The sequence below is a fragment of the Streptomyces sp. NPDC058632 genome (genome assembly GCF_042717095.1).
Lineage (GTDB): Bacteria > Actinomycetota > Actinomycetes > Streptomycetales > Streptomycetaceae > Streptomyces.
Genome location: NZ_JBHXQZ010000012.1, coordinates 1 through 26,573, shown reverse-complemented (window position 1 = coordinate 26,573; position 26,573 = coordinate 1). Strand labels below are relative to the sequence as shown.

19 protein-coding genes and 2 pseudogenes are annotated in these 26,573 nt (G+C 71.1%); 13 read left to right on the top strand and 8 right to left on the bottom strand.

Annotation, left to right across the window (positions count from 1 at the left end; genetic code table 11):
* Nucleotides 1-47: 47 nt before the first annotated feature.
* From ACFWVE_RS07195 to ACFWVE_RS07185, 3 genes are read right to left on the bottom strand one after another with little or no spacing between them, the layout of a single operon-like run.
* The gene (locus tag ACFWVE_RS07195; RefSeq protein ID WP_384009088.1) at nt 48-2,003 is read right to left on the bottom strand and encodes a substrate-binding domain-containing protein; all 1,956 of its coding nucleotides are present in this window, start codon (nt 2,001-2,003) and stop codon (nt 48-50) included.
* A complete protein-coding gene (locus tag ACFWVE_RS07190; protein WP_384009085.1) occupies nt 1,993-3,570 on the bottom strand; it encodes a sugar ABC transporter ATP-binding protein in 1,578 nt (525 codons plus the stop codon). Before ACFWVE_RS07190 ends, ACFWVE_RS07195 begins: the two co-directional genes overlap by 11 nt.
* Nucleotides 3,567-4,730, bottom strand: coding sequence for a LacI family DNA-binding transcriptional regulator (locus tag ACFWVE_RS07185; protein ID WP_384009083.1), 1,164 nt, complete (start codon nt 4,728-4,730; stop codon nt 3,567-3,569). The genes ACFWVE_RS07190 and ACFWVE_RS07185 overlap by 4 nt, the downstream gene beginning before the upstream one ends.
* Before the next feature lie 130 nt (nt 4,731-4,860).
* Between ACFWVE_RS07185 and ACFWVE_RS07180 the strand changes: the two genes are divergently transcribed.
* The gene (locus tag ACFWVE_RS07180; protein ID WP_384009081.1) at nt 4,861-5,121 is read left to right on the top strand and encodes a hypothetical protein; all 261 of its coding nucleotides are present in this window, start codon (nt 4,861-4,863) and stop codon (nt 5,119-5,121) included.
* A gap of 9 nt (nt 5,122-5,130) precedes the next feature.
* The gene (locus tag ACFWVE_RS07175; RefSeq protein ID WP_384009079.1) at nt 5,131-5,904 is read left to right on the top strand and encodes a class I SAM-dependent methyltransferase; all 774 of its coding nucleotides are present in this window, start codon (nt 5,131-5,133) and stop codon (nt 5,902-5,904) included.
* Nucleotides 5,905-6,192: 288 nt separating this feature from the next.
* Here ACFWVE_RS07175 and ACFWVE_RS07170 read toward each other — a convergent pair whose 3' ends face one another.
* Nucleotides 6,193-6,603 carry an ATP-binding protein gene (locus ACFWVE_RS07170; RefSeq protein ID WP_384009077.1) on the bottom strand — a complete coding sequence of 137 codons (411 nt, stop codon included), beginning with the start codon at nt 6,601-6,603 and terminating at the stop codon, nt 6,193-6,195.
* 218 nt (nt 6,604-6,821) lie between these two features.
* Here ACFWVE_RS07170 and ACFWVE_RS07165 point away from each other — a divergent pair, with 218 nt between their 5' ends.
* Together ACFWVE_RS07165 and ACFWVE_RS07160 are read left to right on the top strand one after the other, a co-directional pair.
* Nucleotides 6,822-7,658 carry a helix-turn-helix domain-containing protein gene (locus tag ACFWVE_RS07165; protein WP_384009076.1) on the top strand — a complete coding sequence of 279 codons (837 nt, stop codon included), beginning with the start codon at nt 6,822-6,824 and terminating at the stop codon, nt 7,656-7,658.
* Between the two features lie 7 nt (nt 7,659-7,665).
* Nucleotides 7,666-7,854, top strand: a complete 189-nt coding sequence (locus ACFWVE_RS07160; RefSeq protein ID WP_383813542.1) for a DUF397 domain-containing protein — start codon at nt 7,666-7,668, stop codon at nt 7,852-7,854.
* Here the strand turns inward: ACFWVE_RS07160 and ACFWVE_RS07155 are convergent.
* A pseudogene (locus ACFWVE_RS07155) lies at nt 7,851-8,424 on the bottom strand (Uma2 family endonuclease). The gene ACFWVE_RS07160 and the pseudogene ACFWVE_RS07155 sit on opposite strands and share 4 nt — an antisense overlap.
* Before the next feature lie 68 nt (nt 8,425-8,492).
* Here ACFWVE_RS07155 and ACFWVE_RS07150 point away from each other — a divergent pair.
* Nucleotides 8,493-10,745, top strand: a complete 2,253-nt coding sequence (locus tag ACFWVE_RS07150) for an ATP-dependent RecD-like DNA helicase (RefSeq protein ID WP_384009074.1) — start codon at nt 8,493-8,495, stop codon at nt 10,743-10,745.
* Nucleotides 10,746-10,988: 243 nt separating this feature from the next.
* Nucleotides 10,989-12,278, top strand: a complete 1,290-nt coding sequence (locus ACFWVE_RS07145) for a citrate synthase (RefSeq protein ID WP_384009072.1) — start codon at nt 10,989-10,991, stop codon at nt 12,276-12,278.
* 832 nt (nt 12,279-13,110) lie between these two features.
* On the opposite strand, the gene ACFWVE_RS07140 is transcribed toward ACFWVE_RS07145, so the two are convergent.
* Both ACFWVE_RS07140 and ACFWVE_RS07135 read right to left on the bottom strand, forming a co-directional pair.
* Nucleotides 13,111-13,350 (bottom strand): heavy-metal-associated domain-containing protein, encoded by a 240-nt coding sequence (locus ACFWVE_RS07140; RefSeq protein ID WP_384009070.1) that lies wholly within the window; start codon nt 13,348-13,350, stop codon nt 13,111-13,113.
* An 85-nt stretch (nt 13,351-13,435) separates the two neighbouring features.
* Entirely contained in the window at nt 13,436-14,056 is a 621-nt protein-coding gene (locus ACFWVE_RS07135; RefSeq protein ID WP_384009199.1) for a TetR family transcriptional regulator, read from the bottom strand.
* Nucleotides 14,057-14,366: 310 nt separating this feature from the next.
* On the opposite strand from ACFWVE_RS07135, the gene ACFWVE_RS07130 reads away from it, so the two are divergent.
* A complete protein-coding gene (locus tag ACFWVE_RS07130) occupies nt 14,367-16,610 on the top strand; it encodes an MMPL family transporter (RefSeq protein ID WP_384009067.1) in 2,244 nt (747 codons plus the stop codon).
* 78 nt (nt 16,611-16,688) lie between these two features.
* Here the strand turns inward: ACFWVE_RS07130 and ACFWVE_RS07125 are convergent, their stop codons facing one another.
* Nucleotides 16,689-16,883 carry an AlpA family transcriptional regulator gene (locus ACFWVE_RS07125; protein ID WP_042170865.1) on the bottom strand — a complete coding sequence of 65 codons (195 nt, stop codon included), beginning with the start codon at nt 16,881-16,883 and terminating at the stop codon, nt 16,689-16,691.
* A gap of 476 nt (nt 16,884-17,359) precedes the next feature.
* Between ACFWVE_RS07125 and ACFWVE_RS07120 the strand changes: the two are divergent.
* From ACFWVE_RS07120 to ACFWVE_RS07095, 6 genes and pseudogenes are all read left to right on the top strand, one after another.
* A pseudogene (locus ACFWVE_RS07120) lies at nt 17,360-17,464 on the top strand (5-deoxy-glucuronate isomerase); the annotation flags it as partial.
* A gap of 155 nt (nt 17,465-17,619) precedes the next feature.
* Nucleotides 17,620-20,274 (top strand): alpha/beta fold hydrolase, encoded by a 2,655-nt coding sequence (locus ACFWVE_RS07115; RefSeq protein ID WP_384009065.1) that lies wholly within the window; start codon nt 17,620-17,622, stop codon nt 20,272-20,274.
* Nucleotides 20,271-21,191 (top strand): ABC transporter permease, encoded by a 921-nt coding sequence (locus ACFWVE_RS07110; protein WP_384009063.1) that lies wholly within the window; start codon nt 20,271-20,273, stop codon nt 21,189-21,191. The genes ACFWVE_RS07115 and ACFWVE_RS07110 overlap by 4 nt, the downstream gene beginning before the upstream one ends.
* A gap of 147 nt (nt 21,192-21,338) precedes the next feature.
* Nucleotides 21,339-22,970: a von Willebrand factor type A domain-containing protein gene (locus ACFWVE_RS07105; RefSeq protein ID WP_384009061.1), complete on the top strand. Its 1,632-nt coding sequence runs from the start codon at nt 21,339-21,341 to the stop codon at nt 22,968-22,970.
* Nucleotides 22,971-23,132: 162 nt separating this feature from the next.
* On the top strand, nt 23,133-25,049 hold the full coding sequence (locus tag ACFWVE_RS07100) for an AMP-dependent synthetase/ligase (protein ID WP_384009059.1): 1,917 nt from the start codon (nt 23,133-23,135) through the stop codon (nt 25,047-25,049).
* A 369-nt stretch (nt 25,050-25,418) separates the two neighbouring features.
* A complete protein-coding gene (locus tag ACFWVE_RS07095) occupies nt 25,419-26,357 on the top strand; it encodes a chaplin (RefSeq protein ID WP_384009057.1) in 939 nt (312 codons plus the stop codon).
* Nucleotides 26,358-26,573: the final 216 nt, after the last annotated feature.

Sequence of the window (26,573 nt, the reverse complement as noted above, 5' to 3'; positions counted from 1 at the left end):
GCCGGTCGTGATGACCGCCCGCCCCCGGTCCTGATCGATCGTCGGTGTCAGCCGCTGAACTCGGCCACGTTCTCCTTCGTGACCACCTTCACCGGAACCATCACCGTCTCGTCGATCTTCTTGCCCTCCGCGGCGCGCAGCGCGTTGTCCACCGCGATCCTGCCCAGTTCGCGCGGCTGCTGTGCGACGGACGCGTACAGCGTGCCCTGCTCGACCGCCTTGAGGCCGTCCGGCGTGCCGTCGAAGCCGACGACCTGGACCGACTTCCCGGCCTTGGAACCCAGCGCCTTGATCGCGCCGAGCGCCATCTCGTCGTTCTCGGCGAACACGCCGTCGACGTCGGGGTGGGCCTGGAGCAGGTTGGTCATCACGTCGAGGCCCTTGGTGCGGTCGAAGTCCGCGGGCTGCTTGGCGACGACCTTGATGCCCGGGTAGTCCTTCAGGCCCTCGGCGAAGCCGGAGCCGCGCTCCCGGCTGGCGGACGTGCCCGCCTGGCCCTGGAGGATCACGATCGTGCCCCGGCCGCCCAGCTTCTCGGCGAGCGCCTCGGCGCCCTGCCGGCCGCCGGCCACGTTGTCGGAGGCGACCAGCGCGGACGTCTCGGCCTTGTTGACGCCGCGGTCCACGGCGACGACCGGGATGTCCGACTCGTTGGCGGAGCGCACCGCGGGCCCCGCCGCGTCCGAGTCCACCGGGTTGACGACGATCGCGTCGAGGCTGCCGCTGGTGAAGTTCTGCAGCTGGTTGGCCTGCTGGGAGGCGTCGTTCTGCGCGTCGGTGACGGTCAGGTCGAGGCCCCGCTTCTCCGCCTCCGCCTGCGCACCGTCCCTGATCTGCACGAAGAACGGGTTGTTGAGGGTCGACAGGGACAGGCCGACCTTCTGCGCCTTCGCCTCCGAGGAACCGTTGTGCAGGAAGGACAGCGCGCCGACGACGGCCGCCGCGACCACCGCGGCGAGCAGATAGGTCGCCGCCTGCTTCTTCCTGTCACCCCCGCCCGGCGCACCGGACGTGGCCGGGGTCGCCCCCGCCTTGCGGCGCAGCGTGTCGAGGAGCACGGCCAGCGCGATGACCACGCCGATCACGACCTGCTGCCAGAACGCCGACACCGACAGGAGGTTGAGGCCGTTGCGCAGCACCGCCAGGATCAGCGCGCCGATCAGCGTCCCGGACGCCTTGCCGGTACCGCCCGCGAGGGAGGCGCCGCCGATGACGACGGCGGCGATCGCGTCGAGTTCGTAGCCCTGCGCGGCCTGCGGCTGCGCGGAGGACAGCCGGGAGGCGAGCACGATGCCCGCGGCGGCGGCGAACAGGCCGGACAGCGCGTAGATGGCGAGCTTCTGCTTCTTCACCCGCAGCCCGGACAGCCGGGCCGCCTCCTCGTTGCCGCCGATGGCGTACATGGAGCGGCCGATGTAGGTGCGGCCCAGGACGAACGCCGTGATCAGGCCCATGACGATCATCACGAGCACGGGCACCGGCAGCCAGCCGCCGAGGGTGTCGCCGAGGTGCGAGACGGAGTCGGGGAACGGGATCGGGGAGCCCTGGGAGATCACCAGGGACAGGCCGCGGGCCACCGACAGCATGGCGAGCGTCGCGATGAACGACGGCAGCTTGCCGTACGACACCAGGATGCCGTTGACCAGGCCGCACGCGATGCCGGTGGCGATGGCCAGCAGCACCGCCAAGGGCACCGGGACGCCCTCTGAGGTGGCGCTCCAGGCGAGGACGGTGGCCGACAGGGCGGCGACCGAACCGACCGACAGGTCGATGCCCGCGGAGACGATCACGAAGGTGACGCCGAAGGCGAGGATCGCGACGACCGCCGCCTGCACACCGATGTTGAGCAGGTTGTCGGCCGTCAGGAAGTCGCCGGACAGCGCCGACATGGCGATGACGAGGACGATGAGCGCGGTGAGCGCCCCGTTGTCGAGCAGGAGGCGGCGCAGGCCGTGCGAGGCGGCGCCCTTGCCCCCCGAGCTCTTGAGCGTGTCAGTGGCCACGGGGGCCCTCCTCTTCTGCGTCTTCTGCGTCTTCTGCGTCTTCGGTGGTTCTGGTGTTCTCGGTGTCTTCGCCGGTGGGTGGGGTGCCGACCGCGAGGGCCATCACCGCGTCCTGCGTGGCGTCCTCGGCGGGGAGTTCGCCCGCGATCCGGCCCTGGGCCATCACCAGCACCCGGTCGCTCATGCCGAGCACCTCGGGCAGGTCGCTGGAGATCATCAGCACGGCGGCGCCGGCCGCGGTGAGTTCGTTGATCAGCTGGTAGATCTCGACCTTGGCGCCGACGTCGATCCCGCGCGTCGGCTCGTCGAGGATCAGCACCCTGGTGTCGGCGAGCAGCCACTTGCCGATGACGACCTTCTGCTGGTTGCCGCCGGAGAGCGTGCGGACATGCTGGCCGAGGCCCGCCATCCGCACCCCGAGCTGCTCGGCGATCCGGGCCGCCGCGGTGTGCTGGCCCTTGAGGTCGACGAGCCCCGCGCGGGTGGCCGAACGCAGGGTCACCAGGCCCAGATTCTCCTCGACCGAGGCGTCCAGGACGAGACCCTGGCCCTTGCGGTCCTCGGGGACGAGCCCCATCCCGGCCGTCATCGCCGCGTTGACGTCGTGGCCGCGCAGGGAGCTGCCCGCGACGTGCACGGTCCCGCTGTCGTACGGGTCGGCGCCGAACACCGCACGGACGACCTCGGTACGGCCGGCGCCCACCAGCCCGGCGATACCGACGACCTCACCGGCGTGCACCTCGAAGCTCACGTCGTGGAAGACGCCGTCGCGGGTGAGTCCCTCGACCCGGAGCAGGGTGTCACCGGCGGCGGGCCGCCGGCGCGGGTACTGCTGCTCGATGGACCGGCCCACCATGAGGCGGACGAGTTCGTCCTCGGGCGTGGTGGCCGGGACCTGGCCGACGCTGCGGCCGTCCCGGATGACCGTGACCCGGTCGCCGAGGGCGGCGATCTCCTCCAGGTGGTGCGTGATGAACACGATGCCCACGCCGTCCTCGCGCAGCCTGCGCACGATCGAGAAGAGCTTGTCGACCTCCTCGGAGGTCAGCACGGCGGTCGGCTCGTCCATGATCAGTACCCGCGTGTCCAGGCTCAGCGCCTTCGCGATCTCGACCATCTGCAGCCGCGCGATGCCGAGTTCGCGGACCCGCGCGGACGGCGACACGTTCACGCCGACCCGCTTCAGGAGGACGGCGGCGTCGGCCTCCATCGCCTTGCGGTCGATCATCCCGAAGCGGCGCGGCTGCCGCCCCAGGAAGATGTTCTCGGCGACCGTCAGATCGGGTACGAGGTTGAACTCCTGGTAGATGGTGGCGATGCCGAGGCGCTCGGAGTCCTGCGCACCGTGGATGCGCACCTCCTCGCCGCCGACCAGGATGCGGCCCTCGTCGGGGGTGTAGGCACCGGACAGCATCTTGATGAGGGTGCTCTTGCCCGCGCCGTTCTCACCGAGCAGCACGTGCACCTCGCCGCGGCGCAGGTCGAAGTCGACACCGTCGAGGGCGACCACGCCCGGGAAGGTCTTGCGGATGCCCTCGATGCGCAGCAACTCGTCCGGGTCGCTCACGGCGTACTCCTTCGTACGGGGGACTGGGTGGGGGCCTGCGGTCCGGGTGCCGGTGGGCCGGGCGCCGGTGGGCCGGGCGCCGGTGGGTCGGATTCCGGTGGGTCGGATTCCGGCGGCTCGTGTGCCGGTGGCTCGGGTGCCGGCGGCCGGTGGGCCGGTGGGCGGGGTGCCGGTTCGCCGCACGAGCGGCGGACGACGAGCCGGGCGGGGAGGGTGACGGACTCGCCGGGCCGCCCCTCGATCCGGTCGACCAGCGCGCGCACGGCGGCCCGCCCCAGGTCTCCCGTGGGCTGGGCGATCGCGGTGACCGGCGGATCGGTGTGCACGAACCAGGGGATGTCGTCGAACGCGGCGAGCCCGATGTCCTCGGGAACCCGCAGCCCGTGCGCGCGGACGGCGTCCAGCGCGCCGAGCGCCATCAGGTTGTCGGCGGCGAAGACGGCCTCGGGCGGCTCGGGCAGCGCGAGGAAGCCCTCGGTGACCCGGCGCCCGCTGTCGGCCTGGAAGTCGCCCTGGCCGATGTAGGCGTCGGGGAGGGGAAGCCCGTACGCGCCGAGCGCCTCGCGGAAGGCGTCGACGCGCTCGCGTCCTGTCGTGGTCGCGGCGGGCCCCGCGATGATCGCGAGACGCCGGTGTCCGAGCCCGTACAGGTGCGCCACGAGGTCCCGTACGGCGGCCCGTCCGTCCGACCGGACCACGGGCACGTCCACACCGGGGATCCAGCGGTCGACGAAGACCATCGGCGTCCCCGCGCGGGCGGCGTCCAGCATCCGGGGCGAACCGCCGTCGGTGGGGGAGACCAGCAGCCCGTCGATACGGCGGTCCAGCAGGGTCGTGACGTGGTGGTCCTGGAGGTCGGGCCGCTCGTCGGCGTTGCCGATGATGACGCTGTAGCCCAGCGCGCGGGCCTCCTCCTCGACGGATCGGGCCAGCTCGGTGAAGTAGGGGTTCATCACGTCGCTGATGACCAGACCGAGGGTCCGGGTCTGGTCGGTGCGCAGCGACCGGGCGACGGCGTTCGGGCGGTAGCCCAGCGTCTCGACGGCGGCCAGCACCCGCTCGCGCGCGGCCGCGCTGACCGACGGATGGCCGTTCAGGACACGCGACACCGTGGCGACGGACACGCCCGCCCCGGCGGCGACATCCTTGATGCCCGCCATCGCCCCCACCTCCTCGTGGAATCGATTACATCTGCTGTGCACCAAGGATTGGAATCGATTACACGAGGGGAGGGCAAGGGGTGGCGGCGGCCGACATCAAATCGTGACCGGGGTGCGGGGTGGTGCCGGCGTGCGTATCCGGAACCGATCGCCGGCCGCCGGCGTCGTGGTGTTCATGGCGCAGGGCGGCAGCACGATGGTCGAGGAACCGACGTGGGCGGAGTTGCTACTGATCTTCGCTCTCGTGGCGGCGGTCCCCACCCTTGTCGGAGGGGCGGTGATCCTGTCCCTGGTCGGGCTGACGATGTGGGCGACGGCACCCCTGCGGCGACGCAGGCGGGCGCATTCCGAAGGCGGGGAGGTTCTGTCCGGCGGATCGTGCGACCACTAGGCTTCGGCGATGGAACCCGCAACCGACGTGCCCGAGAGCTTCGCCCGGCCTGCAGACACGGTCCGGGCGAATGACTACGACAGCTTCGCCGAGGCGTACGCGGCGGAGAACGAGAACAACCTCGTGAACGCGTACTACGCGCGGCCCGCGATGCCGGCCCTCGCCGGAGACGTGGCCGGCCGCCGGATCCTGGACGCCGGCTGCGGCTCGGGCCCCCTGTCCGCCGCACTGCGCGAGCGCGGCGCGGTCGTCACCGGCATCGACGCCAGCGCCGGGATGCTGACGCTGGCCAGGCGGCGGCTCGGTGACGACGTGGCCCTGCACGTGGCCGACCTGCGCGACCGCCTGCCGTTCGCCGACGGGTCGTTCGACGACGTGATCGCGTCGCTGGTCCTGCACTACCTGGAGGACTGGGGGCCGACGCTGGCCGAGTTACGGCGAGTGCTCAGGCCCGGCGGCCGGCTGATCGCGTCGGTGGACCATCCCATCGTGGCCTACACCTTCCCGGGTCCTCGGCCCGACTACTTCGCGACCACCGGCTATACCTTCGACTGGACGTACAACGGGCAGCCCTTCCCGATGAAGTTCTGGCGCAAGCCGTTGCACGCGATGACCGATGCCTTCACCACCGCCGGCTTCCGTCTCTCCGTCATCAGCGAGCCGCAGCCCGACCCGGCCGCCCGTGAACTGTTCCCCGACGGCTTCCACGACCTCTCGACCAAACCCTGCTTCCTCTTCTTCGTCGTCGAGGTACCGCCTTCGGCTGCGGGCCCGGACGACTAGCCGGTCGCGGAGTACGAGCAGAGCCGGAGTTGGAGCCGGAGCCGGAGCCGGATCGAAGCGACGATGACGGTGCCGTGGAGGATGCGGGCCCGTCTGTCGAAGCCGACGGGTCGTCCGCTCCTGCTGCCGCGCCGCGGGCCTGCCGGGCGGTCCGCTGGTTCAACTGTGAGCACCCGGACTCGTGTTGTCAGCATTGTGCTCCTATGCGCGCGCATCAAGCAGTCGGCCGGTAAGTGTCATCGGTTCTGTGAGGACCGCCGGGCCCCACGCCCCTTCCTCACCTCTCGGTCAATCGGCGGCCAGCTCGCACCACACGTACTTGCCCCGGTTGCCCTCTCTGGCCAGGGGCTGCCATCCCCATACGTCGGCGCAGGCCCGCACCAGCGCAAGTCCTCGCCCCGACTCCAGCACCTCCCCTCGTTCGAACGGAACCGGCGGCTCCGGTGGTTCGGGGTCCGCGTCCCACGCCCCGATCCGCAGCGTCCCCGGCGGCGACCAGCACACGCGCAGGGCGGCGGGGCCCTTGGTGTGGCGTACGGCGTTGGACACCAGCTCCGCTGCCATCAGTTCGGCGACGTCGACGAGCCTGATCAGCCCGTGCATGGTCAGGATCAGCCGGAGGGTACGGCGGCTGATGGTGACGGCGCGGAGGTCGTTGGGGATGTAGAGGGAGTACTCCCAGGGTTCGTTTTCGGGCATGCGGGTCTCCGATTCGGAGGAAGGGGGTGAATGCGGGCTCGGTGTCCCATTGCCGCGCCCGTCATGGCAGGACGGAGCGGTGTACATCCGGTGGCCCGGTGCCGCAGGGTGTGCGTCTCATCACTGACGGTGGATCTAAATCTAGGGACGCGGCAAGCCGATCGCGTAATCTGACGCCAAATGAGGTGCACCAACAGACTTCTGAAGAGGGCCAGTCGATGGTGAAGAGGCGCGAACCAACGGCACGCCAGATGCGACTGGCAACTGAACTACGCAGACTCCGTGAGGCTGCGGGTCTCAACTCTCGTCAGGCAGCCGCGCTGCTCGGCGTGGCCCCTGCCCAGATCACCCATATCGAGTCCGCGCTCGCGGGTGTGAGCGAGCAGCGCGTTCGCCGCCTCGCCTCCCACTATGCCTGTACTGACGAGGAGTTCATCGACGTCCTCGTGGCGATGGCCACCGAACGGGTAAACGGCTGGTGGGAGGAGTATCGGGGCTTCCTGCCCACGTCGTTCCTGGACCTGTCCGAGCTGGAGCACCACGCTCGGTTCCTCCGCCACGTAGCCATCCTGTATGTGCCGGGTCTGCTCCAGACCGAGGACTACTCGCGTGCCGTCTTCTCCTCCAGGCTGCCGGAACTGACCGCCGAGGAACTGGAGGTGCGCATTCAGCACCGCAAGGCGCGCCAGGAATTCGCCATCCCCTACGAAGCAGTGATCCACGAAGCGGCGCTCCGGATCAGAATCAGCGACCGTGCCACCTCAAGGGCCCAACTGGCGCGGCTCCTGGAGCTCTCCGAAGCGGACCACATCACCGTGCGCGTCATCCCCTTCGACCTGGACTGTTTCGCCAGAGCCTCCAGCACGATGACGTACGTGGGCGGTCCCTTGGCCAAGTTGGACACTGTGGTCCGCGACGCGCTGCATGGCTCGGCGTTCATTGATTCCGAGGCTCAGCTCAACACCTACCGAACGAGCTTCCATAAGGTGGAGTCCGCGTCACTCGACCCTGGACAGTCGCGTGAGTTCATCCACAACCTGGCGAAGGAGCTGTAGGAATCCCATGGACAACTGGCGGAAGTCGTCCTACTCGGGACCGGGCGACGGCAACGAGTGCGTGGAGATCGCTCCCTCGACCACCCACGTCGCCGTCCGCGACTCCAAAGTCCCTGCCCGTGCCACCCTCACTTTCCTGGCGGAGGCCTTCACCCCCTTCCTCGAAGCCCTCAAGTCGAACCCCCGCCGCCCCTAACCGTCCCTGCCGTACCGCCGGAACTCCGACGTCTCCACCGTCCACGGCCCGAACGGCACCGAGTCACCGAAGATGTACGGCTCCTTACTGCTGTGGCGGCCCTTGCAGGGGTCGGAGTGCACCTGGATCGTTCCGGTGCGAGGGTCGACGATCATGTAGTGCGGGATGCCCATGGCCGGACAGTCGGCCAGCTTCTCGTCGTAGTCGTTGCCCGGATCGGACGGCGAGACGATCTCGACGGCAGCCAGCGCCTGCGTCGCGTCGACGGCGAGGCCTTCTTCGTCGAGGGTGGCCTCGGGAATCACGACGGCATCCGGGGCGGCGCATACGGCCGATCACCGGATGCTCGATCTCGGGGCCGCTCGCGCAGATATGACCGGGATGGGTGCTGAGGAGTTGCGTGTCCGACTGCTTGCAGATGCGACGGATTGTGCCCTCGTGGCGCTTGGACGGGCACATCATGGCCAGTATCGGGCCGGACGGCCCGATCTCGACGCTCCAGGCCCCTTCGAGCCGCTCCGCGTATGCCCCGAGGTCTTCGGCGATGGCGCGCATCCTGGCGTAGTGCATGTCCCGAGAGTATGGGCAAGCCCCCTTCCGGGCCGCCCTTTGTCACACCCCACCGGTACCGTCGGACCATGTCCAACCAGTCCGCAGCGGCCTCGGGCGAACGGCGTCTCGCCACGCTCGAAGGCGTGCTGGAGCGCATCACGTACTCCAACGAGGAGAACGGCTACACGGTCGCCCGCGTCGACACCGGCAGAGGCGCCGGAGACCTGCTCACGGTCGTCGGGGCGCTGCTCGGCGCCCAGGTGGGCGAGTCGCTGCGGATGGAGGGCCGCTGGGGGTCGCACCCGCAGTACGGGAAGCAGTTCCACGTCGAGAACTACACGACCCTGCTTCCGGCCACCGTCCAGGGCATCCGGCGCTACCTCGGCTCCGGGCTGGTCAAGGGCATCGGACCGGTCTTCGCCGACCGCATCACGCAGCACTTCGGCCTGGACACCCTGACCGTCATCGAGGAGGAGCCCAAGCGGCTCATCGAGGTTCCCGGCCTCGGGCCCAAGCGGACCAGGAAGATCGCCGACGCCTGGGAGGAGCAGAAGGCGATCAAGGAGGTCATGCTCTTCCTCCAGACCGTCGAGGTGTCGACGTCGATCGCGGTCCGGATCTACAAGAAGTACGGGGACGCCTCGATCTCCGTCGTGAAGAACCAGCCGTACCGGCTGGCGTCCGACGTCTGGGGCATCGGCTTCCTCACCGCCGACAAGATCGCCCAGTCCGTCGGCATCCCGCACGACAGCCCGGACCGCGTCAAGGCGGGCCTGCAGTACGCCCTCTCGCAGGCCACCGACCAGGGGCACTGCTATCTCCCCGAGGAGAAGCTGATCGCCGACGCGGTGAAGCTGCTCCAGGTGGACACCGGGCTCGTCATCGAGTGCCTCGCCGAGCTGGCCGCCGAGCCGGAGGAGGGCGAGGATCCCGGCGTCGTACGGGAGAAGGTCCCCGCCCCGGACGGCGGCGACCCGGTCACCGCCGTCTACCTCGTCCCGTTCCACCGCGCCGAACTGGCCCTCTCCGCCCAGTTGCTGCGCCTCCTGCGCACCGGCGAGGACCGGATGCCGGGCTTCCGGGACGTGGCCTGGGACAAGGCGCTGACCTGGCTGAAGGGGCGTACCGGGGCCGACCTCGCTCCCGAGCAGGAGGCCGCCGTCAAACTGGCGCTCACCGAGAAGGTCGCGGTCCTCACCGGCGGCCCCGGCTGCGGCAAGTCCTTCACCGTCCGCTCGATCGTGGAGCTGGCCCGCGCCAGGAAGGCCAAGGTGGTGCTCGCGGCCCCGACCGGCCGTGCCGCCAAGCGTCTGGCCGAGCTGACCGGCGCCGAGGCCTCCACCGTCCACCGCCTGCTGGAGCTCAGGCCCGGCGGCGACGCGGCCTACGACCGGGACCGGCCGCTGGACGCCGACCTGGTGGTGGTCGACGAGGCGTCCATGCTGGACCTGCTGCTCGCCAACAAGCTGGTCAAGGCCGTGGCCCCCGGCGCGCACCTCCTCTTCGTCGGCGACGTGGACCAGCTCCCCAGCGTCGGCGCGGGCGAGGTGCTCCGGGACCTGCTGGCGGACGGCAGCCCCGTTCCCGCCGTCCGCCTCACCCGCGTCTTCCGCCAGGCCCAGCAGTCCGGCGTGGTGACCAACGCGCACCGGATCAACGCCGGACAGCACCCGCTCACCGACGGCATGAAGGACTTCTTCCTCTTCGTCGAGGACGACACGGAGGAGGCGGGCCGGCTCACCGTGGATGTCGCCGCGCGCCGCATCCCGGCGAAGTTCGGGCTCGACCCGCGCCGGGACGTCCAGGTCCTGGCCCCCATGCACCGCGGCCCGGCCGGCGCCGGCACGCTGAACGGCCTGCTCCAGCAGGCCGTCACCCCCGGCCGTCCCGACCTGCCCGAGAAGCGGTTCGGCGGCCGGGTCTTCCGCGTCGGCGACAAGGTCACCCAGATCCGCAACAATTACGAAAAGGGTGCGAACGGGGTCTTCAACGGCACCGTCGGCGTGGTCACCTCGCTCGACCCGGTCGACCAGAAGCTGACGGTGCTGACGGACGAGGACGAGGAGGTGCCGTACGAGTTCGACGAACTGGACGAGCTGGCCCACGCCTACGCGGTGACCATCCACCGTTCCCAGGGCAGCGAGTACCCGGCCGTCGTCATCCCGGTGACCACGGGCGCCTGGATGATGCTCCAGCGGAACCTGCTCTACACGGCGGTCACCCGGGCCAAGCGGCTGGTCGTCCTCGTCGGCTCACGCAGGGCGATCGGGCAGGCGGTGCGCACGGTCTCGGCCGGACGGCGCTGTACGGCGCTCGACTTCCGGCTCGCGGGCGCCTGAACCGTCGTTGTTGCTGCCCTTCGTCCCCACTCCGGAAGAAAAATGATCGATCAAACGAGTCGGGAACGTCACAGAGCCCTTCCGGATGGGGAACGCAGGAGGCAGGATGGGCAAGTTGGCGGCACTCAGTGCCGCCAATAGGCCCGATGGTCGACCCCGAGTGCACTCTCCTGAGCCAAGTGGGGGATGGTAGAGACAGTCAGGGCACCTCGAAGATGAGGCACTACGTCGGTGAGGGAAGACGTGAGCGACAACTCTGTAGTACTGCGGTACGGCGACGGCGAGTACACCTACCCGGTGGTCGACAGTACGGTCGGTGACAAGGGCTTCGACATCGGGAAGCTCCGCGCCAACACCGGCCTGGTGACGCTGGACAGCGGCTACGGCAACACCGCCGCATACAAATCCGCGATCACGTACCTGGACGGCGAGGGAGGAATCCTCCGTTACCGCGGGTACCCCATCGAGCAGCTGGCCGAGCGCTCCTCCTTCCTGGAGGTCGCCTATCTGCTGATCAACGGCGAGCTGCCGACCGTCGACGAGCTCACCGCGTTCCAGAACGAGATCACGCAGCACACCCTGCTGCACGAGGACGTCAAGAACTTCTACCGGGGCTTCCCGCGCGACGCCCACCCGATGGCCATGCTGTCGTCGGTCGTCTCGGCGTTGTCGACGTTCTACCAGGACAGCCACAACCCGTTCGACGAGCGTCAGCGCAACCTCTCCACGATCCGGCTGCTCGCCAAGCTTCCGACGATCGCGGCCTACGCGTACAAGAAGTCGATCGGCCACCCGTTCGTCTACCCGCGCAACGACCTCGGCTACGTCGAGAACTTCCTGCGCATGACGTTCTCCGTGCCGGCCCAGGAGTACGACCTCGACCCGGTCGTCGTCTCGGCCCTGGACAAGCTGCTCATCCTGCACGCGGACCACGAGCAGAACTGCTCGACCTCCACGGTGCGCCTGGTGGGCTCCTCGCAGGCGAACATGTTCGCCTCGATCTCCGCCGGCATCTCCGCCCTGTGGGGCCCGCTGCACGGTGGCGCCAATCAGTCGGTGCTGGAGATGCTCGAGGGCATCCAGGCCGAGGGCGGCGACGTCGACTCCTTCATCCGCAAGGTGAAGAACAAGGAGGACGGCGTCCGCCTGATGGGCTTCGGCCACCGGGTCTACAAGAACTTCGACCCGCGCGCCAAGATCATCAAGGCTGCCGCGCACGACGTGCTGTCCGCCCTCGGCAAGTCCGACGAGCTGCTGGACATCGCGCTCAAGCTGGAGGAGCACGCGCTCTCCGACGACTACTTCGTCTCGCGCAGCCTCTACCCGAACGTGGACTTCTACACCGGTCTGATCTACCGGGCCATGGGCTTCCCGACCGAGATGTTCACGGTCCTGTTCGCCCTCGGCCGCCTGCCGGGCTGGATCGCCCAGTGGCACGAGATGATCAAGGAGCCGGGCTCCCGCATCGGCCGCCCGCGCCAGATCTACACGGGCGTGGTGGAGCGCGACTTCATCCCGGTCGAGGAGCGCTGACCGAACGCGCGAGCCGCGACACGGGTACAACGACGGATGGCACGCCCGCCTCACCTCGAGGGGCGTGCCATCCGTCTTCGCCCGGACCGCGAGCGCGCGGAGGCGAACCGAGCCGCGAAAGCGGAGGCGAACCGAGTCGCGAAAAAGGAGAAGGCGCCCTGCGCCGGTCCCCCCACGGGCCGACGTCAGGGCGCCTTCCCATGTCCCGGTGCGGATTCCCCCCACGGGATCCGGCCGGGCGTCTGTGAAGATCAGCGCCTGAATCGCTGTCTGGTGAGCACGGTGAGCGGAGCTCACGGCACTCGTGCGGTCTGCCGGGACGCGCACCGTCGGGAGGGCCGCTCAAAGCTCCCCGATGTACGTGCCCCGGCAACGCAGCTCCGGGAAAGTCCCCCAAGACATTCCCAGATGCCAGGTCGCGCCCCCCAAGACGCTTCCCGACACCGCCAACTTAGACCTTCGAACCCCTTCGATGGTTACGTTCACATCACTGTGATCTGCGTCTCTTGCATGTGTCCGTTAGGTGCGCAAGGGCCCTGAATTACCGATGCGCCCCAAGCGTAAGGAAGATGCGTGAGCCTTGTGAAGAGCTTATGTGAAATGTCGTACCGGACTCCAGGGGTTGAGGTCATTTGAGACCTCAATGAAACGAGCGTAGCCACAGGTTGTGGGTGGCGACGGAGCCGGGGGAGGGTGTGGCGCCGTCCCGGCGTGCCGCTCGCGACGGCTCGACCTCGGAGGCGGGTGGGGCCTCCGAGGTCGTAGAGGGGGCTGCCGGGGCTGCCGGGGCTGCCGGAGGGTCCGGGGTGGCCCGGGTCGTGCCGTTGCCGCGTCAGGCGGGGCCGACGAGCTCGAAGCCGGCCTCGTCGACGGCGGCGCGGACGGCCTCCTCGTCGAGCGGGGCGGCGGAGACGACGGTGACCTCGCCGGTGGCGGCGACGGCCTTCACCGAGGCGACCCCGGGGATCTCGGAGATCTCGCCGGAGACGGCGCCTTCGCAGTGGCCGCAGCTCATGCCGCTCACCTTGTAGACGGCGGTGACGGAGCCCTGGGTGTCGGTCTGGGCGGTCATGTCGTTGCTCCTCGTCGAGAGGTATGGGTCGAGGGGGCCCGCGGGGGCCGGGGCCTCCATGCCCAGACTATACCCCTGGGGGGTATTAATCCACGACCAGCGGGTCGAGGTAGCGGAACAGGACGTCCTTCAGTTCCTGGACGTAGGCCTCACGCTCAACGCCCTCGTGGGCGAGGATCAGCTCCAGGCCGCCCTTGTAGATGGCCACGCACATCCGGGACGTACGGGCGATCTCCTCGGTGCGGGCGTCGGGCAGGAACGGGGTGAGCAGCGCCTCGACCCGGTCGATCAGGGCGGCGTGCAGCGCGTCGTGCTCCTGCGTCATGGCGCCGGGGACGTCGGGGCCGTGCATCAGGGTGAAGAAGACCGGGTGGCGGCAGTTGAAGTCGACGAAGCGGTCGACGGCCGCCGCGATGGCCTCCTCCAGCGGGGTCTCGGGGGCGATCGGCCGCAGGGCCGCCCCGTACGTCTCCCGCATCTCGTGCATCAGCCGGTCGCTCAGCTCGACCGCGATCGCTTCCTTGTTCGGGAAGAACTGGTACAGGGTGCCGGGCGAGACGCCGGCCTCGCGGGCGATGGCGTTGGTGCTGGCCGCGGTGTACCCGGTGGTGCAGAAGACGGAGGCGGCCGCCTCGAGCAACTGGGCGATGCGCCGCTCGCCGCGCGCCTGTCGGCGGCGGGGCCGTTCGTCGGCCGTCTGCTCCATGTCGGTCCTCTCGGGCACGTGTTCCCCCGTTTCCTCACCGCGCGAAGACTCCGCAGGTGTTTCCGTACGCGTGTTTCCGTGCGCGGTTTCCACAGCGATTGACAAACGCGAGCGGGTGCTCGCATTCTGGTGAAACACGAGCGACCTCTCGTGTTTGCCAGTTTATGGCAACGGCACAGCCATGCCGCCTGCCCGCGTACCCGCGGACTGCGAGGCCCCGGACCGGCACCGTGCACGAGCGGGACGCACGGAGCGGCCACCGGGGTGGGGGCCGGCGCACGGTTTCACGGTAAAAAGGGGACACCGCAGGATGACCGAAGTCAACGAGCCACCACGCGTCGGAGGCTGGACCCGGTTCGTGACCGCCCGGCCGCGGCTCGCCCTGCTGGCGGCGCTGGTGCTCACCGTGCTGGCCGCGCTGGCCGGCAGCGGCGTCGCCGACCGCATGAGCAGCGGCGGCTGGGAGGACCCGGACGCGGAATCCACCTACGCGACCCAGGCCATCGAGCGGGAGTTCCCCGGCTCCCAGCCCAACCTCCTGCTGCTCGTCGACGCGGGCGAGGCCTCGGTCGACGACCCGGCCGTCGCCGCCGAGGCCGCGCGGCTCACCGAGCGCCTGGCCGGCGAGGAGGGGATCACCGGCGTCGGCTCCTACTGGCAGACCCGCTCACCCGCCCTGCGCGCCGAGGACGGGCACGAGGCGCTGATCGCCGCCCGCATCACGGGTGACGAGACGGCCATGGGGGAGACCCTGGACCGCATAGCGCCCCAGTTCCGTGGCGAACAGGGCGTGGTGGAGGTCGGCGTCGGCGGCCCGGTCGCCGTGCGGCACGAGATGCAGACGATCATCCAGGAGGATCTGCTGCGGGCCGAGCTGATCGCCCTGCCGGTGACGCTCGTGCTGCTGGTGATGGTGTTCGGCAGCGCCGTCGCGGCCCTGCTGCCGCTCGGCATCGGCATCGTCGCGATCCTCGGTGCCAACGCGATCCTGCGCGGGCTCACCGAGTTCACCGAGGTGTCGGTGTTCGCGATGAACCTCACCACCGCGCTCGGCCTCGGCCTGGCCATCGACTACGCCCTCTTCATCGTCCGCCGCTTCCGCGAGGAACTGTCCGCCGGCGCCGAACCCCTCACCGCCATCGGCACCACCCTGCGCACGGCCGGGCGCACGGTGCTCTTCTCCGCCCTCACGGTCGCGGTGTCCCTGGCGGCGATGATGCTCTTCCCGCAGTACTTCCTGCGGTCCTTCGCCTACGCCGGCATCGCCGTGGTGCTGCTGGCCGCGGCGGCGGCACTCATCCTGCTCCCCGCCGCGCTGATGGTCCTCGGCCACCGCGTCGACGCCCTGGACCTGCGCCGCCTGCTGCGCCGCCGGCGGCCCGCGAAGGCCGCCGGCGAGGAAGGCGCCGTCTGGGGCCGCATGGCGACGCTGGTGATGCGCCGGGCACCGTTCTTCGCCCTGGGCACCACGGCCGTCCTGGTCCTGCTCGGACTGCCCTTCCTGGGCGTGAAGTTCGGCACCGCCGACGACCGCCAGCTGCCGTCCACCGCCCAGTCCCGCGTGGTCCAGGACCACATCCGCGAGGGCTTCCCGGGCAGCCCCGGCGGCGGCCTCGAAGTACTCGCCGAGGGCCGTGCCACCGAGGCCCAGTACGCGGCCTACAAGGAGCGCGTCGCCGAACTCCCCGAGGTGGTACGGGTCGAGGGGCCGCTGGTGAAGGGGGACGCCGCGTACTTCACGGTGGTGCCCCGGGGCGAGGCCGTCGACGACCCCGCCCAGCGGCTGGTGGGCGATCTGCGCGCGGTGGACGCCCCGTTCGACACCAGCGTGACGGGCGCGGCGGCCGTGCTCGTCGACTCCAAGGACGCCATAGCCGAGCGCCTGCCGATGGCGGCCCTGTTCATCGTGATCGTCACCCTGTTCCTGGTGTTCCTGCTCACCGGCAGCGTGCTGATACCCGTCCAGGCGGTGCTGCTCAACGCACTGAGTCTGACCGCCATGTTCGGCGCCATGGTCTGGGTCTTCCAGGAGGGCCATCTCTCCGGCCTGCTCGGCTTCACCAGCCCCGGCTCCGTCGAGACGACCCTCCCGGTCATCATGTTCTGCGTGGCCTTCGGCCTTTCCATGGACTACGGCGTGTTCCTGCTCTCCCGGATCAAGGAGGAGTACGACCTCACCGGCGAGCACGAACAGGCCGTCCGGCACGGCCTGCAGCGCACGGGAGGGCTGATCACCGCGGCGGCCGTCATCCTGGCGGTGGTCATGGTCGCGATCGGCACCTCGCGCGTGACCAACACCAAGATGCTGGGCCTGGGCATCGCGCTGGCCGTGCTGATGGACGCGATGATCGTCCGCAGCCTCCTGGTCCCCTCGGTCATGCGGCTCACCGGCCGGGCGACCTGGTGGGCCCCGGGCCCGCTGCGCCGGTTCCACGAGCGGTTCGGGCTCAGCGAGGGCGAGCCGGCACCGAAGGCTGTCGGGGCCGCGGAGGCCGGGCCCGAGCCCGAGAGCGAGTCCCGCCCCGAAACCGAGCCGGCCCGCACGACCGTGTGACCGGGCCGGGCGACGGAAACAACTGAACGGCTGTGCCCCGCCTACCCGGTGGGGCACAGCCGTTGTCGTGGGCGGGGTTCAGCGGCGGGGCCGGTTGCCCGGCCGGGAGGCCACCCAGCGGCGCACCGTGTCCGCGTACCAGTACGGCTTGCCGCTCTCCACGTGGTCGGGCGGGGGCAGCAGGCCGTGCTTGCGGTAGGAGCGGACGGTGTCCGGCTGCACCTTGATGTGCGCCGCGATGTCCTTGTAGGACCACAGACGTCGGTCGGTCATGCGTCGTACCTCCCCGCGAGCACCACGGAGGCGGCCAGGGGTCGGCCGTCAGGGGGAGCCGGGTGCTGCGCTGGCGATCACCAGGCGTTCTGCCCGGTGAACGACGTCCTACGGGGGCAGAGCGAGGTTGTGCGCCGGGCGTGACGGAAAAACCGTGTACGCGGGACATGTGCGACACGAGCGGGATGTTTGTGACGCAAGTGATGCAAAGGCGCCTGCCGGTTCATCGGCGGGGCGGGTTGACCCGCCCCGCGACCGGACCCCGTCGGCATCACCCGTCCGGGTCGGGTGCGCGGGCGCCGGGTGCGTGGATGCCCGTTCCGGGGACGTACGGTCAAGATCTCGTCCGAATGTCCGGACAAAACATTGACAGGGCTTCGCTTCCACGACTAGAAACCGTGGGAGAGCCGTGCGGTGACGACCACGACAAGCCACGAACGCCACCGCCGGCCTCCGTACCCCGGGGTGCCCTGACGGCCCCGGCACCGATCACCTCCGGCGCGGGCGGCCGCTTCGCTTTGGCAGGAGCGAAGTGCGTGCGACGACTCCCCGCCCGCTACGGCCCCGCGCCGGAGGTTCCCCGTCCACTGCCGATATGGGCGCTGCCGGGGCGTTCGCGGTGTGTTCGCGTACCACGGGCGCGGTACGCGGCAGTGGGCGCGTACGCCTGGAGGATGTGGCGAGGTCGGTCTGCGGTCGACATCGGGCCGACAGGTTGACCCCGTACCGTTGACGCATGGATCTTCGACTGCCCGGACCGCGGTGGCCCAGGTCATGGCGTCCGCGACGGACCGTCGCCGCCGTGGCCGCCGTCGTCGTGCTCGCCGGGGCCGGCACCTGGACCGCCGTCGCCTCCGAGGACGTGCCCCCGGTGGACCGGGCCGACCGCGTCATGACGGTGGCCGACGAGGTGCGCATCGACACCTCGTACTTCACCGCCGGCCCGGCCGGCCGCCGCCCCGCCGTCCTGCTCGGGCACGGCTTCGGCGGCAGCAAGAACGACGTACGGCAGCAGGCCGAGGAGCTCGCGCGCGAGGGGTACGCGGTGCTCACCTGGTCCGCGCGCAGCTTCGGCGAGTCCACCGGGAAGATCGGGCTGAACGACCCGGACGGCGAGGTCGCCGACGTCTCACGGCTCATCGACTGGCTCGCCGAGCAGCCCGAGGTCGAGCTGGACAAGGACGGCGACCCGCGCCTCGGCATGGCCGGCGGCTCCTACGGCGGCGCCATCGCGCTGCTGGCCGCCGGGCACGACGACCGGGTGGACGCCATCGCCCCGGCGATCACCTACTTCGACCTCGCCGAAGCGCTGTTCCCGAACGGCGTGTTCAAGAAGCTGTGGGCGGGCATCTTCGTCAACTCCGGCGGCGGGTGCGAGAAGTTCGAGCCCGCGCTGTGCCGGATGTACGAGCGGGTCGCCGAGTCCGGCACCCCGGACGCCCAGGCCGTCGCGCTCCTGAAGGAGCGGTCCCCGTCCGCGGTCGCCGACCGCATCGACGTGCCGACCCTGCTGATGCAGGGCCAGTCCGACTCGTTGTTCCCGCTCGGTCACGCCGACGCGGCCGCGCAGGCGATCCGCGCGAACGGCGCCCCGGTCGACGTCGACTGGATCGCCGGCGGGCACGACGGCGGTGAACCGGAGGCGGAGCGCGTCCGCGCCCGCGCCCAGGCCTGGTTCGACCGGTACCTGAAGGACGACAAGGGCGCCGACACCGGCCCCGCCTTCCGCGTCACCCGCGCCGGAGGCATCGACTCCACCGACGGGCAGGCCGTGCTGAGCGGCGCGAGCGCGGACCGCTACCCGGGCCTGACCGGCGGCGGCAAGGCCTTCCCGCTCACCGGACGCGAGCAGAGCTTCGCCAACCCGGCCGGCGCCAGTCCGCCCGCCGTCTCCGCCCTGCCCGGCCTCGGCGGCGCCGGCGGCCTCTCCCAGCTGTCGTCCCTCGGCGTCGGCGTCTCCCTGGACTTCCCCGGCCAGCACGCCCGCTTCGAGTCCGCCCCGGTCACCGAAGACCTGCGGATCACCGGCTCGCCGACCGCCACCGTCCACGTGAAGTCGACCAGCGACGACGCCGTCCTCTTCGGCAAGGTGTACGACGTCGGCCCGGACGGCCGGCAGCAGGTGCTGCCCTCCCAGCTGGTCGCGCCGATCCGGGTCGAGGACGCCAAGGCGGGCAAGGACGTCACCGTCACGTTCCCGGCCGTCGACCACGAGGTCCGGGACGGCCACCGCCTGCGGCTCGTCCTCGCCTCCACCGACCTCGGCTACGCCTCCCCGGCCGCCCCGGCCACGTACACGGTCTCCCTGAAGAGCGACCTCACCGTGCCCACCGCGCCCGAGGTGGCCACCGCGGCGGCCCCGCTGCCCTCCTGGGTGTGGTGGCTGCCGCTCGCCGGAGCCGTCGTCGCCCTCGCCCTGGTACTGACCGGCCGCCGCCGTACGGCGGCCACGCCCCCCGACCCCGAACTCGCCGGCGTACCGCTGCAGATCACCGGCCTCGGCAAGCGCTACGCCCGTTCCGCCGACCGGTACGCCGTGCGGAACCTGTCGTTCCGCGTGGAGAAGGGCCAGGTCCTCGGCCTGCTCGGGCCGAACGGCGCGGGAAAGACCACCACCCTGCGCATGCTGATGGGCCTGATCAAGCCCGACAGCGGCGAGATCCGCGTCTTCGGTCACGCCATCCGTCCCGGCGCGCCGGTGCTGTCCCGGGTCGGCGCCTTCGTCGAGGGCGCGGGCTTCCTCCCGCACCTCTCCGGCCGGGAGAACCTGGAGCTGTACTGGCAGGCCACCGGCCGCCCCGCGGGGGACTCCCACATCGAGGAGGCCCTGGAGATCGCGGGCCTCGGCGACGCGCTCGCCCGCGCCGTGCGCACCTACTCCCAGGGCATGCGCCAGCGACTCGCCATCGCCCAGGCCATGCTCGGCCTGCCGGACCTGCTCATCCTGGACGAACCGACCAACGGCCTCGACCCGCCCCAGATCCGCGAGATGCGTGAGGTGATGATCCGGTACGCGGCCGCAGGACGCACGGTGATCGTCTCCAGCCATCTGCTCTCCGAGGTCGAGCAGTCCTGTACCCACCTCGTCGTCATGGACCGCGGACAGCTGGTCCAGGCCGGGCCGGTGCACGAGATCATCGGCTCCGGCGACACCCTGCTCGTCGGCACCGGGTCCCCCGTGGACGAGCCGCTCGCCGGGAAGGTGGCCGCCCTGCCGGGCGTCGCCTCGGCGGTCCTCACCGACGACGGGCTGCTGGTCCGGCTCGACGCCGACGGCACCGTCCCGCGCCTGGTCGCCGAACTGGTGCGGCTGGAAGTGCCGGTGGCGTCGGTGGGACCGCACCGCCGCCTCGAAGACGCCTTCCTCACGATGATCGGAGGTTCCGCATGAGCGTGCTCGACGAACGGACCGGGCCCGCCGGACCCGCCGGAACCGGGCCGTCGGCCGGCGGCCCGGCCAAGCCGGTGGAGGTGGCCGACGGCTACCGTGCGGGCCGCACGCTGCCGCTGCGGGTCGAGCTGGTCCGGCAGCTGAAGCGCCGCCGCACGATCGTCATGGGCGCGATCCTCGCCGCCCTGCCGTTCGTGCTGGCCGTCGCCTTCGCCGTCGGCGGCGAGCCGGAGGGCCGCGAGGGCCGGGTGACCCTGATGGACACGGCCACCGCGTCCGGCGCCAACTTCGCCGCCGTGAACCTGTTCGTCTCCGCGGGCTTCCTGCTGGTCGTGCCCGTCGCCCTGTTCTGCGGGGACACGGTCGCCTCGGAGGCCGGCTGGTCCTCGCTGCGTTATCTGCTCGCCGCCCCGGTGCCGCGGATGCGGCTGCTGTGGTCCAAGCTCGTCGTCGGCCTCGGGCTCAGCCTCGCCGCGATGGTGCTGCTGCCGGTGGTCGCGCTGCTCGTCGGCACGGCCGCCTACGGCTGGGGCCCGCTGCAGATCCCCACCGGCGGTTCGCTGGACCCCGCCACGGCGGCCCAGCGGCTCGCGGTGGTCGTGGCGTACGTCTTCGTCTCCCAGCTGGTCACCGCCGGGCTCGCGTTCTGGCTGTCGACGCGCACCGACGCCCCGCTGGGCGCGGTCGGCGGCGCGGTCGGCCTGACCATCGTCGGCAACGTCCTGGACCAGGTGACCGCCCTCGGCGACTGGCGCCACTTCCTGCCCGCGCACTGGCAGTACGCCTGGGCCGACGCCGTCCAGCCGACCCCGCAGTGGTCCGGCATGATCCAGGGCACCGCGGTCTCGGTAACGTACGCGCTCGTCCTGTTCGCGCTGGCCTTCCGCGGCTTCGCCCGCAAGGACGTGGTCTCCTAGGTCAACGGAGGATCACCTACCGGTCTCGGCGGGCCCCTCCCGTGCCCGCTTCGAGACCCATCCGCAACGCCCCGTAGCGCACGTTCCGTCCCGCTCCGGCGTCACAGTCGCAGAAGTCGACGCCAACGGCACGAGGGGGAACGGACGATGAAGCGGACGACCCGACGCACGACGCACCGGCGGGGCACACGGACACGGCACGGGACGCGACGGCTCCGCCCCGCGCTGGTCGCGCTCACGGCGGCCGGCGGCCTGCTGCTCACCGCGTGCGCCGGCGGGAACGCCGGCAAGGTATCCGACTCCTCGTACGAAGGCGGGGGCGGGCCCGGAGGAGGCATCGGCGGCGGGAGCGGCGGCCACAACGGTGACGCGGCCCCGCTCCCCGCGCCCGACGGCACCCGCGGCACCGACCGGCAGCGCGAGGGGAAGCAGGACGGGCCCCAGGACGGCGCGCCCGGCCCCGACCACCTGTCCACCTTCGCCCTCGACGTCGACACCGCCTCCTACGGCTATGCCCGGCGCACCCTCTCCGAGGGCAGGCTGCCCGACCCGTCGACGGTCCGGCCCGAGGAGTTCGTCAACAGCTTCCGGCAGAACTACGAACGCCCGGACGGCGACGGCTTCACGGTCACCGTCGACGGCGCCCGCACCGACGAGGACGACTGGTCCCTGGTCCGCGTCGGCCTCGCCACCCGGTCCGCCGGGCCGGGCGAGGACCGCCCGCCCGCCGCCCTCACCTTCGTCATCGACATCTCCGGCTCCATGGACGAACCGGGCCGCCTCGACCTCGCCCGGGAATCCCTCGCCACCATGACGGACCGGCTGCGCGACGAGGACTCCGTCGCGATCGTCACCTTCAGCGACGAGGCCGATACCGTCCTGCCGATGACCCGCCTCGACGGAAACCGGGGCGAGATCCACGACGCCATCGACGGCCTGGAGCCCGCTCGGTCCACCAACCTCGGCGCGGGCGTCGAGACCGGCTACGAGACCGCCGTCGAAGGACTGCGCAAGGGCGCCACCAACCGGGTCGTCCTGGTCTCCGACGCGCTCGCCAACACCGGCGACACCGACGCCGGCACGATCCTCGAACGCATCGGGGACTCCCGCCGCGAGCACGGCATCACCCTCTTCGGCGTCGGCGTCGGCAGCGACTACGGCGACGCCCTGATGGAACGCCTCGCCGACCAGGGCGACGGCCACACGGTGTACGTGTCCGACGGGGAGGAGGCCCGCGAGGTCTTCGGCGAACAGCTGCCCCGCGCCGTCGAACTGACCGCCCGGGACGCGAAGGCCCAGGTCGCCTTCGACCCCGGGACGGTCGCCGAGTTCCGCCTCGTCGGCTACGACAACCGCCGGGTCGCCGACGAGGACTTCCGCGACGACGACGCCGACGGCGGCGAGGTCGGCCCCGGCCACACCGTCACCGCCCTGTACGCGGTGCGCACCCGGTCCGACGCCCCCGACGGCCACCTCGCCACGGCCACCGTCCGCTGGCTCGACCCCGACTCCCGCGCCCCGCACGAGGAGAGCGGCGACCTGGAGGCCGGCGACCTCGGCGACTCCGTCTGGACCGGCGACCGCGGCCTCACGGTCGCCGCGACCGCCGCCTACTTCGCCGACGCCCTGCGGCTGGACGGCCGTCGCCACCGAGCCCTGCCCGGAGCCCTCCGCCTGGACGAACTCGCCGACCACGCGGCCGGCCTGGCCGGCCGCACCGAGGACGAGGACCTCCACGACCTGGCCGAGGCGATCCGCACCGCCGACCGCCTGTACTGACAGGACCACAGCTCCTCGGGGCCCGCCCGGCCCGCCCGGCCCGTCCGACCCGTCCGGGCGGGCCCGCCCCATTGACTCGTCATTACGCGCGGGTAAGTTTACTTCGGAGTAAGTAAGCGGGCAGCACCAGTACGACCGCATCAGCCGCGACCGGGAGCCGTCATGGGTGTACGCAAGGATCTGAAACGGGCGAAACGACGTACCGGCCTGGCCGCCCGCACCAGAACCGTGACCACCAGGGACGAGCACGGCGTCGTGCGCGAGGTCCGTACGGAGCCCCTCGCCCCGACGCCGGCCACCGGCAGCACCGCCGACATCCCCTTCACCAACGCGGCCGAGGCCCCCGACGACGTCGTCCTGCGCCGCGAGCGGCACGGCACCTGGCACGCCGTCACGGCGGCGGCCTTCGCCCGGGAGGTCACCGCCGTGGCCAAGGGCCTCGTCGCGGCCGGCCTCGCACCCGGCGACCGGGTCGCGGTGATGTCCCGCACCCGCTACGAATGGGCGGTCCTGGACTTCGCGATCTGGTCCGCCGGCGGCCAGAGCGTCCCGGTCTACCCCACGTCCTCCGCGGACCAGGTCGAATGGATCGTCCGCGACTCCGGCACCCGGTTCGTCGTCACGGAGACCGGGCAGAACACCGCCACCGTCGCCGCCGCCACCGCAGCCCTCCCCGAACCGCCGCGCACCTGGGAACTCGACGCGGACGCCCTCGCCGGCCTCACCGCCCTCGGCCGGGACGTCCCCGACGAGGAGATCACCGAGCGCCGCACCGCGCTCACCCCCGACACCACCGCGACGATCTGCTACACCTCCGGCACCACCGGCCGGCCCAAGGGCTGCGTCCTCACCCACGCCAACCTGCTCGCCGAGGCCGCCAGCACGGTCGAACTCCTCCACCCCGTGTTCAAGGAGGTCACCGACCAGGCCGCCTCGACGCTGCTCTTCCTGCCGCTCGCCCACATCCTCGGCCGCACCCTGCAGATCGCCTGCCTGATCGGCCGCATCGAGACCGGACACTGGCCGAGCATCAAACCCGCCGAACTGCGGCCCGCCCTCAAGCGGTTCCGCCCGACCTTCCTCGTCGGCGTCCCCTACCTCTTCGAGAAGATCCACGACACCGGCCGCGCCACCGCCGAGAAACTCGGCCGCGGCGCCTCCTTCGAACGCGCCCACCGTGTCGCCGTCCGCTTCGGCGCGGCCCACCTCGACCGGTTCCTGGGCCGCGGCAAGGGCCCCGGCCCCGGTCTGTACGCCGCCTGGGCACTGTACGACCTGCTGGTCTACCGCCGCGTGCGCAAGGAACTCGGCGGCCGGGTGCGCTACGCCATCAGCGGCGGCTCCCCGCTGGAACGCGACCTCAACCTCTTCTTCTACGCGGCCGGCATCCTCGTCTACGAGGGTTACGGCCTGACCGAGACCACCGCCGCCGCCACCCTCGTCCCACCGCTCGGCCCCCGCCCCGGCACGGTCGGCCTGCCGATCCCCGGCACCGCCGTCCGCATCGCCGACGACGGCGAGGTCCTCGTCCGGGGCGGCATCGTCTTCGGGGCCTACCGGAACAACCCGGCCGCCACCGACGAGGTGCTCGACGACGGCTGGTTCGCCACCGGCGACCTCGGCTCCCTCGACGAGGACGGCTATCTCACCATCACCGGCCGCAAGAAGGACATCCTCGTCACCTCCGGCGGCAAGAACGTCTCCCCGGCCGTCCTGGAGGACCGCCTGCGCAGCCGCCCGCCCGTCGGCCAGTGCCTGGTCGTCGGCGACAACCGCCCCTACGTCGCCGCACTCGTCACCCTCGACCCGGAAACGGTCGGGCACTGGCTGGCGGTACGCGGAATGCCCGCCGGCACACCCCTGTCCGAGGTGATCGAGGACCCGCGGATGCGCGCCGACGTCCAGAAGGCCGTCGACTACGCCAACGAGGCCGTCTCCCGTGCCGAGTCGATCCGCGCCTTCACCCTCGTCGAGGGCGAGTTCACCGAGGAGAACGGGCTGCTGACCCCGTCCCTCAAGGTCAAACGCCAGGCGGCACAGGCGGCGTACGCACAGGAGATCGAGAAGCTGTACGTCTGAGGGGCTGACGGGGCCGGGCCGGCCCGCCGAGGGGCCATCCGGGTGAATCTGCGCAACCGTTTCCCGTGCGTCGGGTTGATAGGGGCAGTAGGGCACGCGACGCCACGAGAAAGGAACGCGCTGTGTTGCTCCGTCCGCGGTTGCACGGGCTTGTCCCGCAGGCACTCCCGCCTGTGAGTCGAGGGCCGGACACGGGAGCCGCTGCCGACGCCGGGTCCGCCGCCGTCGGACCTCCGGGTGTTCTTCTCGACGCATAGCACGCTGTGGCGTCCGACGCGCCGGCCTCCCGGCTCAGCCAAGGCCGACTTCGGACGTCGATCTCCGTGCCCGGGCCGGCTTTCCACCTCTTCAAGCAGGAAGACCACGACATTGCGACAGACCCTGAGCAAGGGAGCGTTCGCGGCGGCCGCCGCCACGGGCATTCTCTCGCTGTACGGCGCCCCCGCCCTCGCCGACACCCACGCGGAGGGAGCCGCCACGAACTCTCCCGGCGTGCTGTCCGGGAACAACGTCCAGGCGCCCATCGAGGTGCCGGTGAACGTGTGCGGCAACACCATCGGTGCGGCCTCCGCGCTCAACGAGGCCTCCGGCAACACATGCGTCAACGGCTCGCACCAGGACGACCGGTCCGATCACCAGGACGACCGGTCCGATCACCAGGCGTCCAAGCCGTCGCACGGCGGCTCCGGCGGCGGTGGCGCGTACGCGGAGGGAGTCGCCAAGGGCTCTCCCGGCGTGGCATCCGGGAACAACGTCCAGGCGCCGGTCCACGCACCGGTGAACGCCTGCGGCAACTCCGTCAACGTGGTCGGGGCGTTCAACGAGGCCTCCGACAACACGTGCGTCAACGGCTCGCACCAGGACGACCGGTCCGATCACCGGGCCTCCAGCACCTCGCGGGACCGTTCCGACGGCGGTGGCGCGTACGCGGAGGGAGTCGCCGAGGGCTCTCCCGGCGTGCTGTCCGGGAACCTCATCCAGCTCCCGATCCACGCGCCGGTGAACGCCTGCGGCAACACCATCGGTGTGCTCGGGGTGCTCAACTCCGCCTACGACAACGACTGCGGCAACGGATACACGCCGGACAAGCCGCACGAGCCCGAGACGCAGACGCCGCTGTCCCCGCCCGACCGTACGCACACCCCGCCCACGCACGTGACCCACACGCCGCCTCCGGCCACCGGCGAAGAGCCGCCCCACCTGGCCGAGACCGGCAGTGACCATGCGCTCACGGCCTCGGCCGCCGGTGCGGCCCTGCTCGTGGGCGGGGCGCTGCTGTACCGCCGCGGGCGCGCCGCCCGCCGCTAGCGGATCCCAGGAGCCGGACACCGTCCCGTCCGGCCGCACACGCCCCCGGGACCGGTCCGGGCCACCGTTCGAGGCGGCCCGGACCGGTTCCGGGGGCACAGCGCTGTACGTGACGGGGCGCTGACCGCGGACCAGCCCTCAGACGCCCCACAAGCTTGTAAGGGCAGCTCCCTCAGGCGCTCCACGGCTACGGAGACTAGATCCCGGTGCGCCCGC

Bases quoted from the DNA above. Each gene is read 5' to 3' on its own strand.
- ACFWVE_RS07125 (WP_042170865.1), bottom strand. From the start codon at position 16,883: ATGACCGACCGACGTCTGTGGTCCTACAAGGACATCGCGGCGCACATC.
- ACFWVE_RS07185 (WP_384009083.1), bottom strand. From the start codon at position 4,730: ATGGCGGGCATCAAGGATGTCGCCGCCGGGGCGGGCGTGTCCGTCGCC.
- ACFWVE_RS07160 (WP_383813542.1), top strand. From the start codon at position 7,666: ATGGACAACTGGCGGAAGTCGTCCTACTCGGGACCGGGCGACGGCAAC.
- ACFWVE_RS07100 (WP_384009059.1), top strand. From the start codon at position 23,133: ATGGGTGTACGCAAGGATCTGAAACGGGCGAAACGACGTACCGGCCTG.
- ACFWVE_RS07130 (WP_384009067.1), top strand. From the start codon at position 14,367: ATGACCGAAGTCAACGAGCCACCACGCGTCGGAGGCTGGACCCGGTTC.
- ACFWVE_RS07165 (WP_384009076.1), top strand. From the start codon at position 6,822: ATGGTGAAGAGGCGCGAACCAACGGCACGCCAGATGCGACTGGCAACT.
- ACFWVE_RS07150 (WP_384009074.1), top strand. From the start codon at position 8,493: ATGTCCAACCAGTCCGCAGCGGCCTCGGGCGAACGGCGTCTCGCCACG.
- ACFWVE_RS07175 (WP_384009079.1), top strand. From the start codon at position 5,131: ATGGAACCCGCAACCGACGTGCCCGAGAGCTTCGCCCGGCCTGCAGAC.
- ACFWVE_RS07115 (WP_384009065.1), top strand. From the start codon at position 17,620: ATGGATCTTCGACTGCCCGGACCGCGGTGGCCCAGGTCATGGCGTCCG.
- ACFWVE_RS07140 (WP_384009070.1), bottom strand. From the start codon at position 13,350: ATGACCGCCCAGACCGACACCCAGGGCTCCGTCACCGCCGTCTACAAG.
- ACFWVE_RS07105 (WP_384009061.1), top strand. From the start codon at position 21,339: ATGAAGCGGACGACCCGACGCACGACGCACCGGCGGGGCACACGGACA.
- ACFWVE_RS07170 (WP_384009077.1), bottom strand. From the start codon at position 6,603: ATGCCCGAAAACGAACCCTGGGAGTACTCCCTCTACATCCCCAACGAC.
- ACFWVE_RS07135 (WP_384009199.1), bottom strand. From the start codon at position 14,056: ATGGAGCAGACGGCCGACGAACGGCCCCGCCGCCGACAGGCGCGCGGC.
- ACFWVE_RS07110 (WP_384009063.1), top strand. From the start codon at position 20,271: ATGAGCGTGCTCGACGAACGGACCGGGCCCGCCGGACCCGCCGGAACC.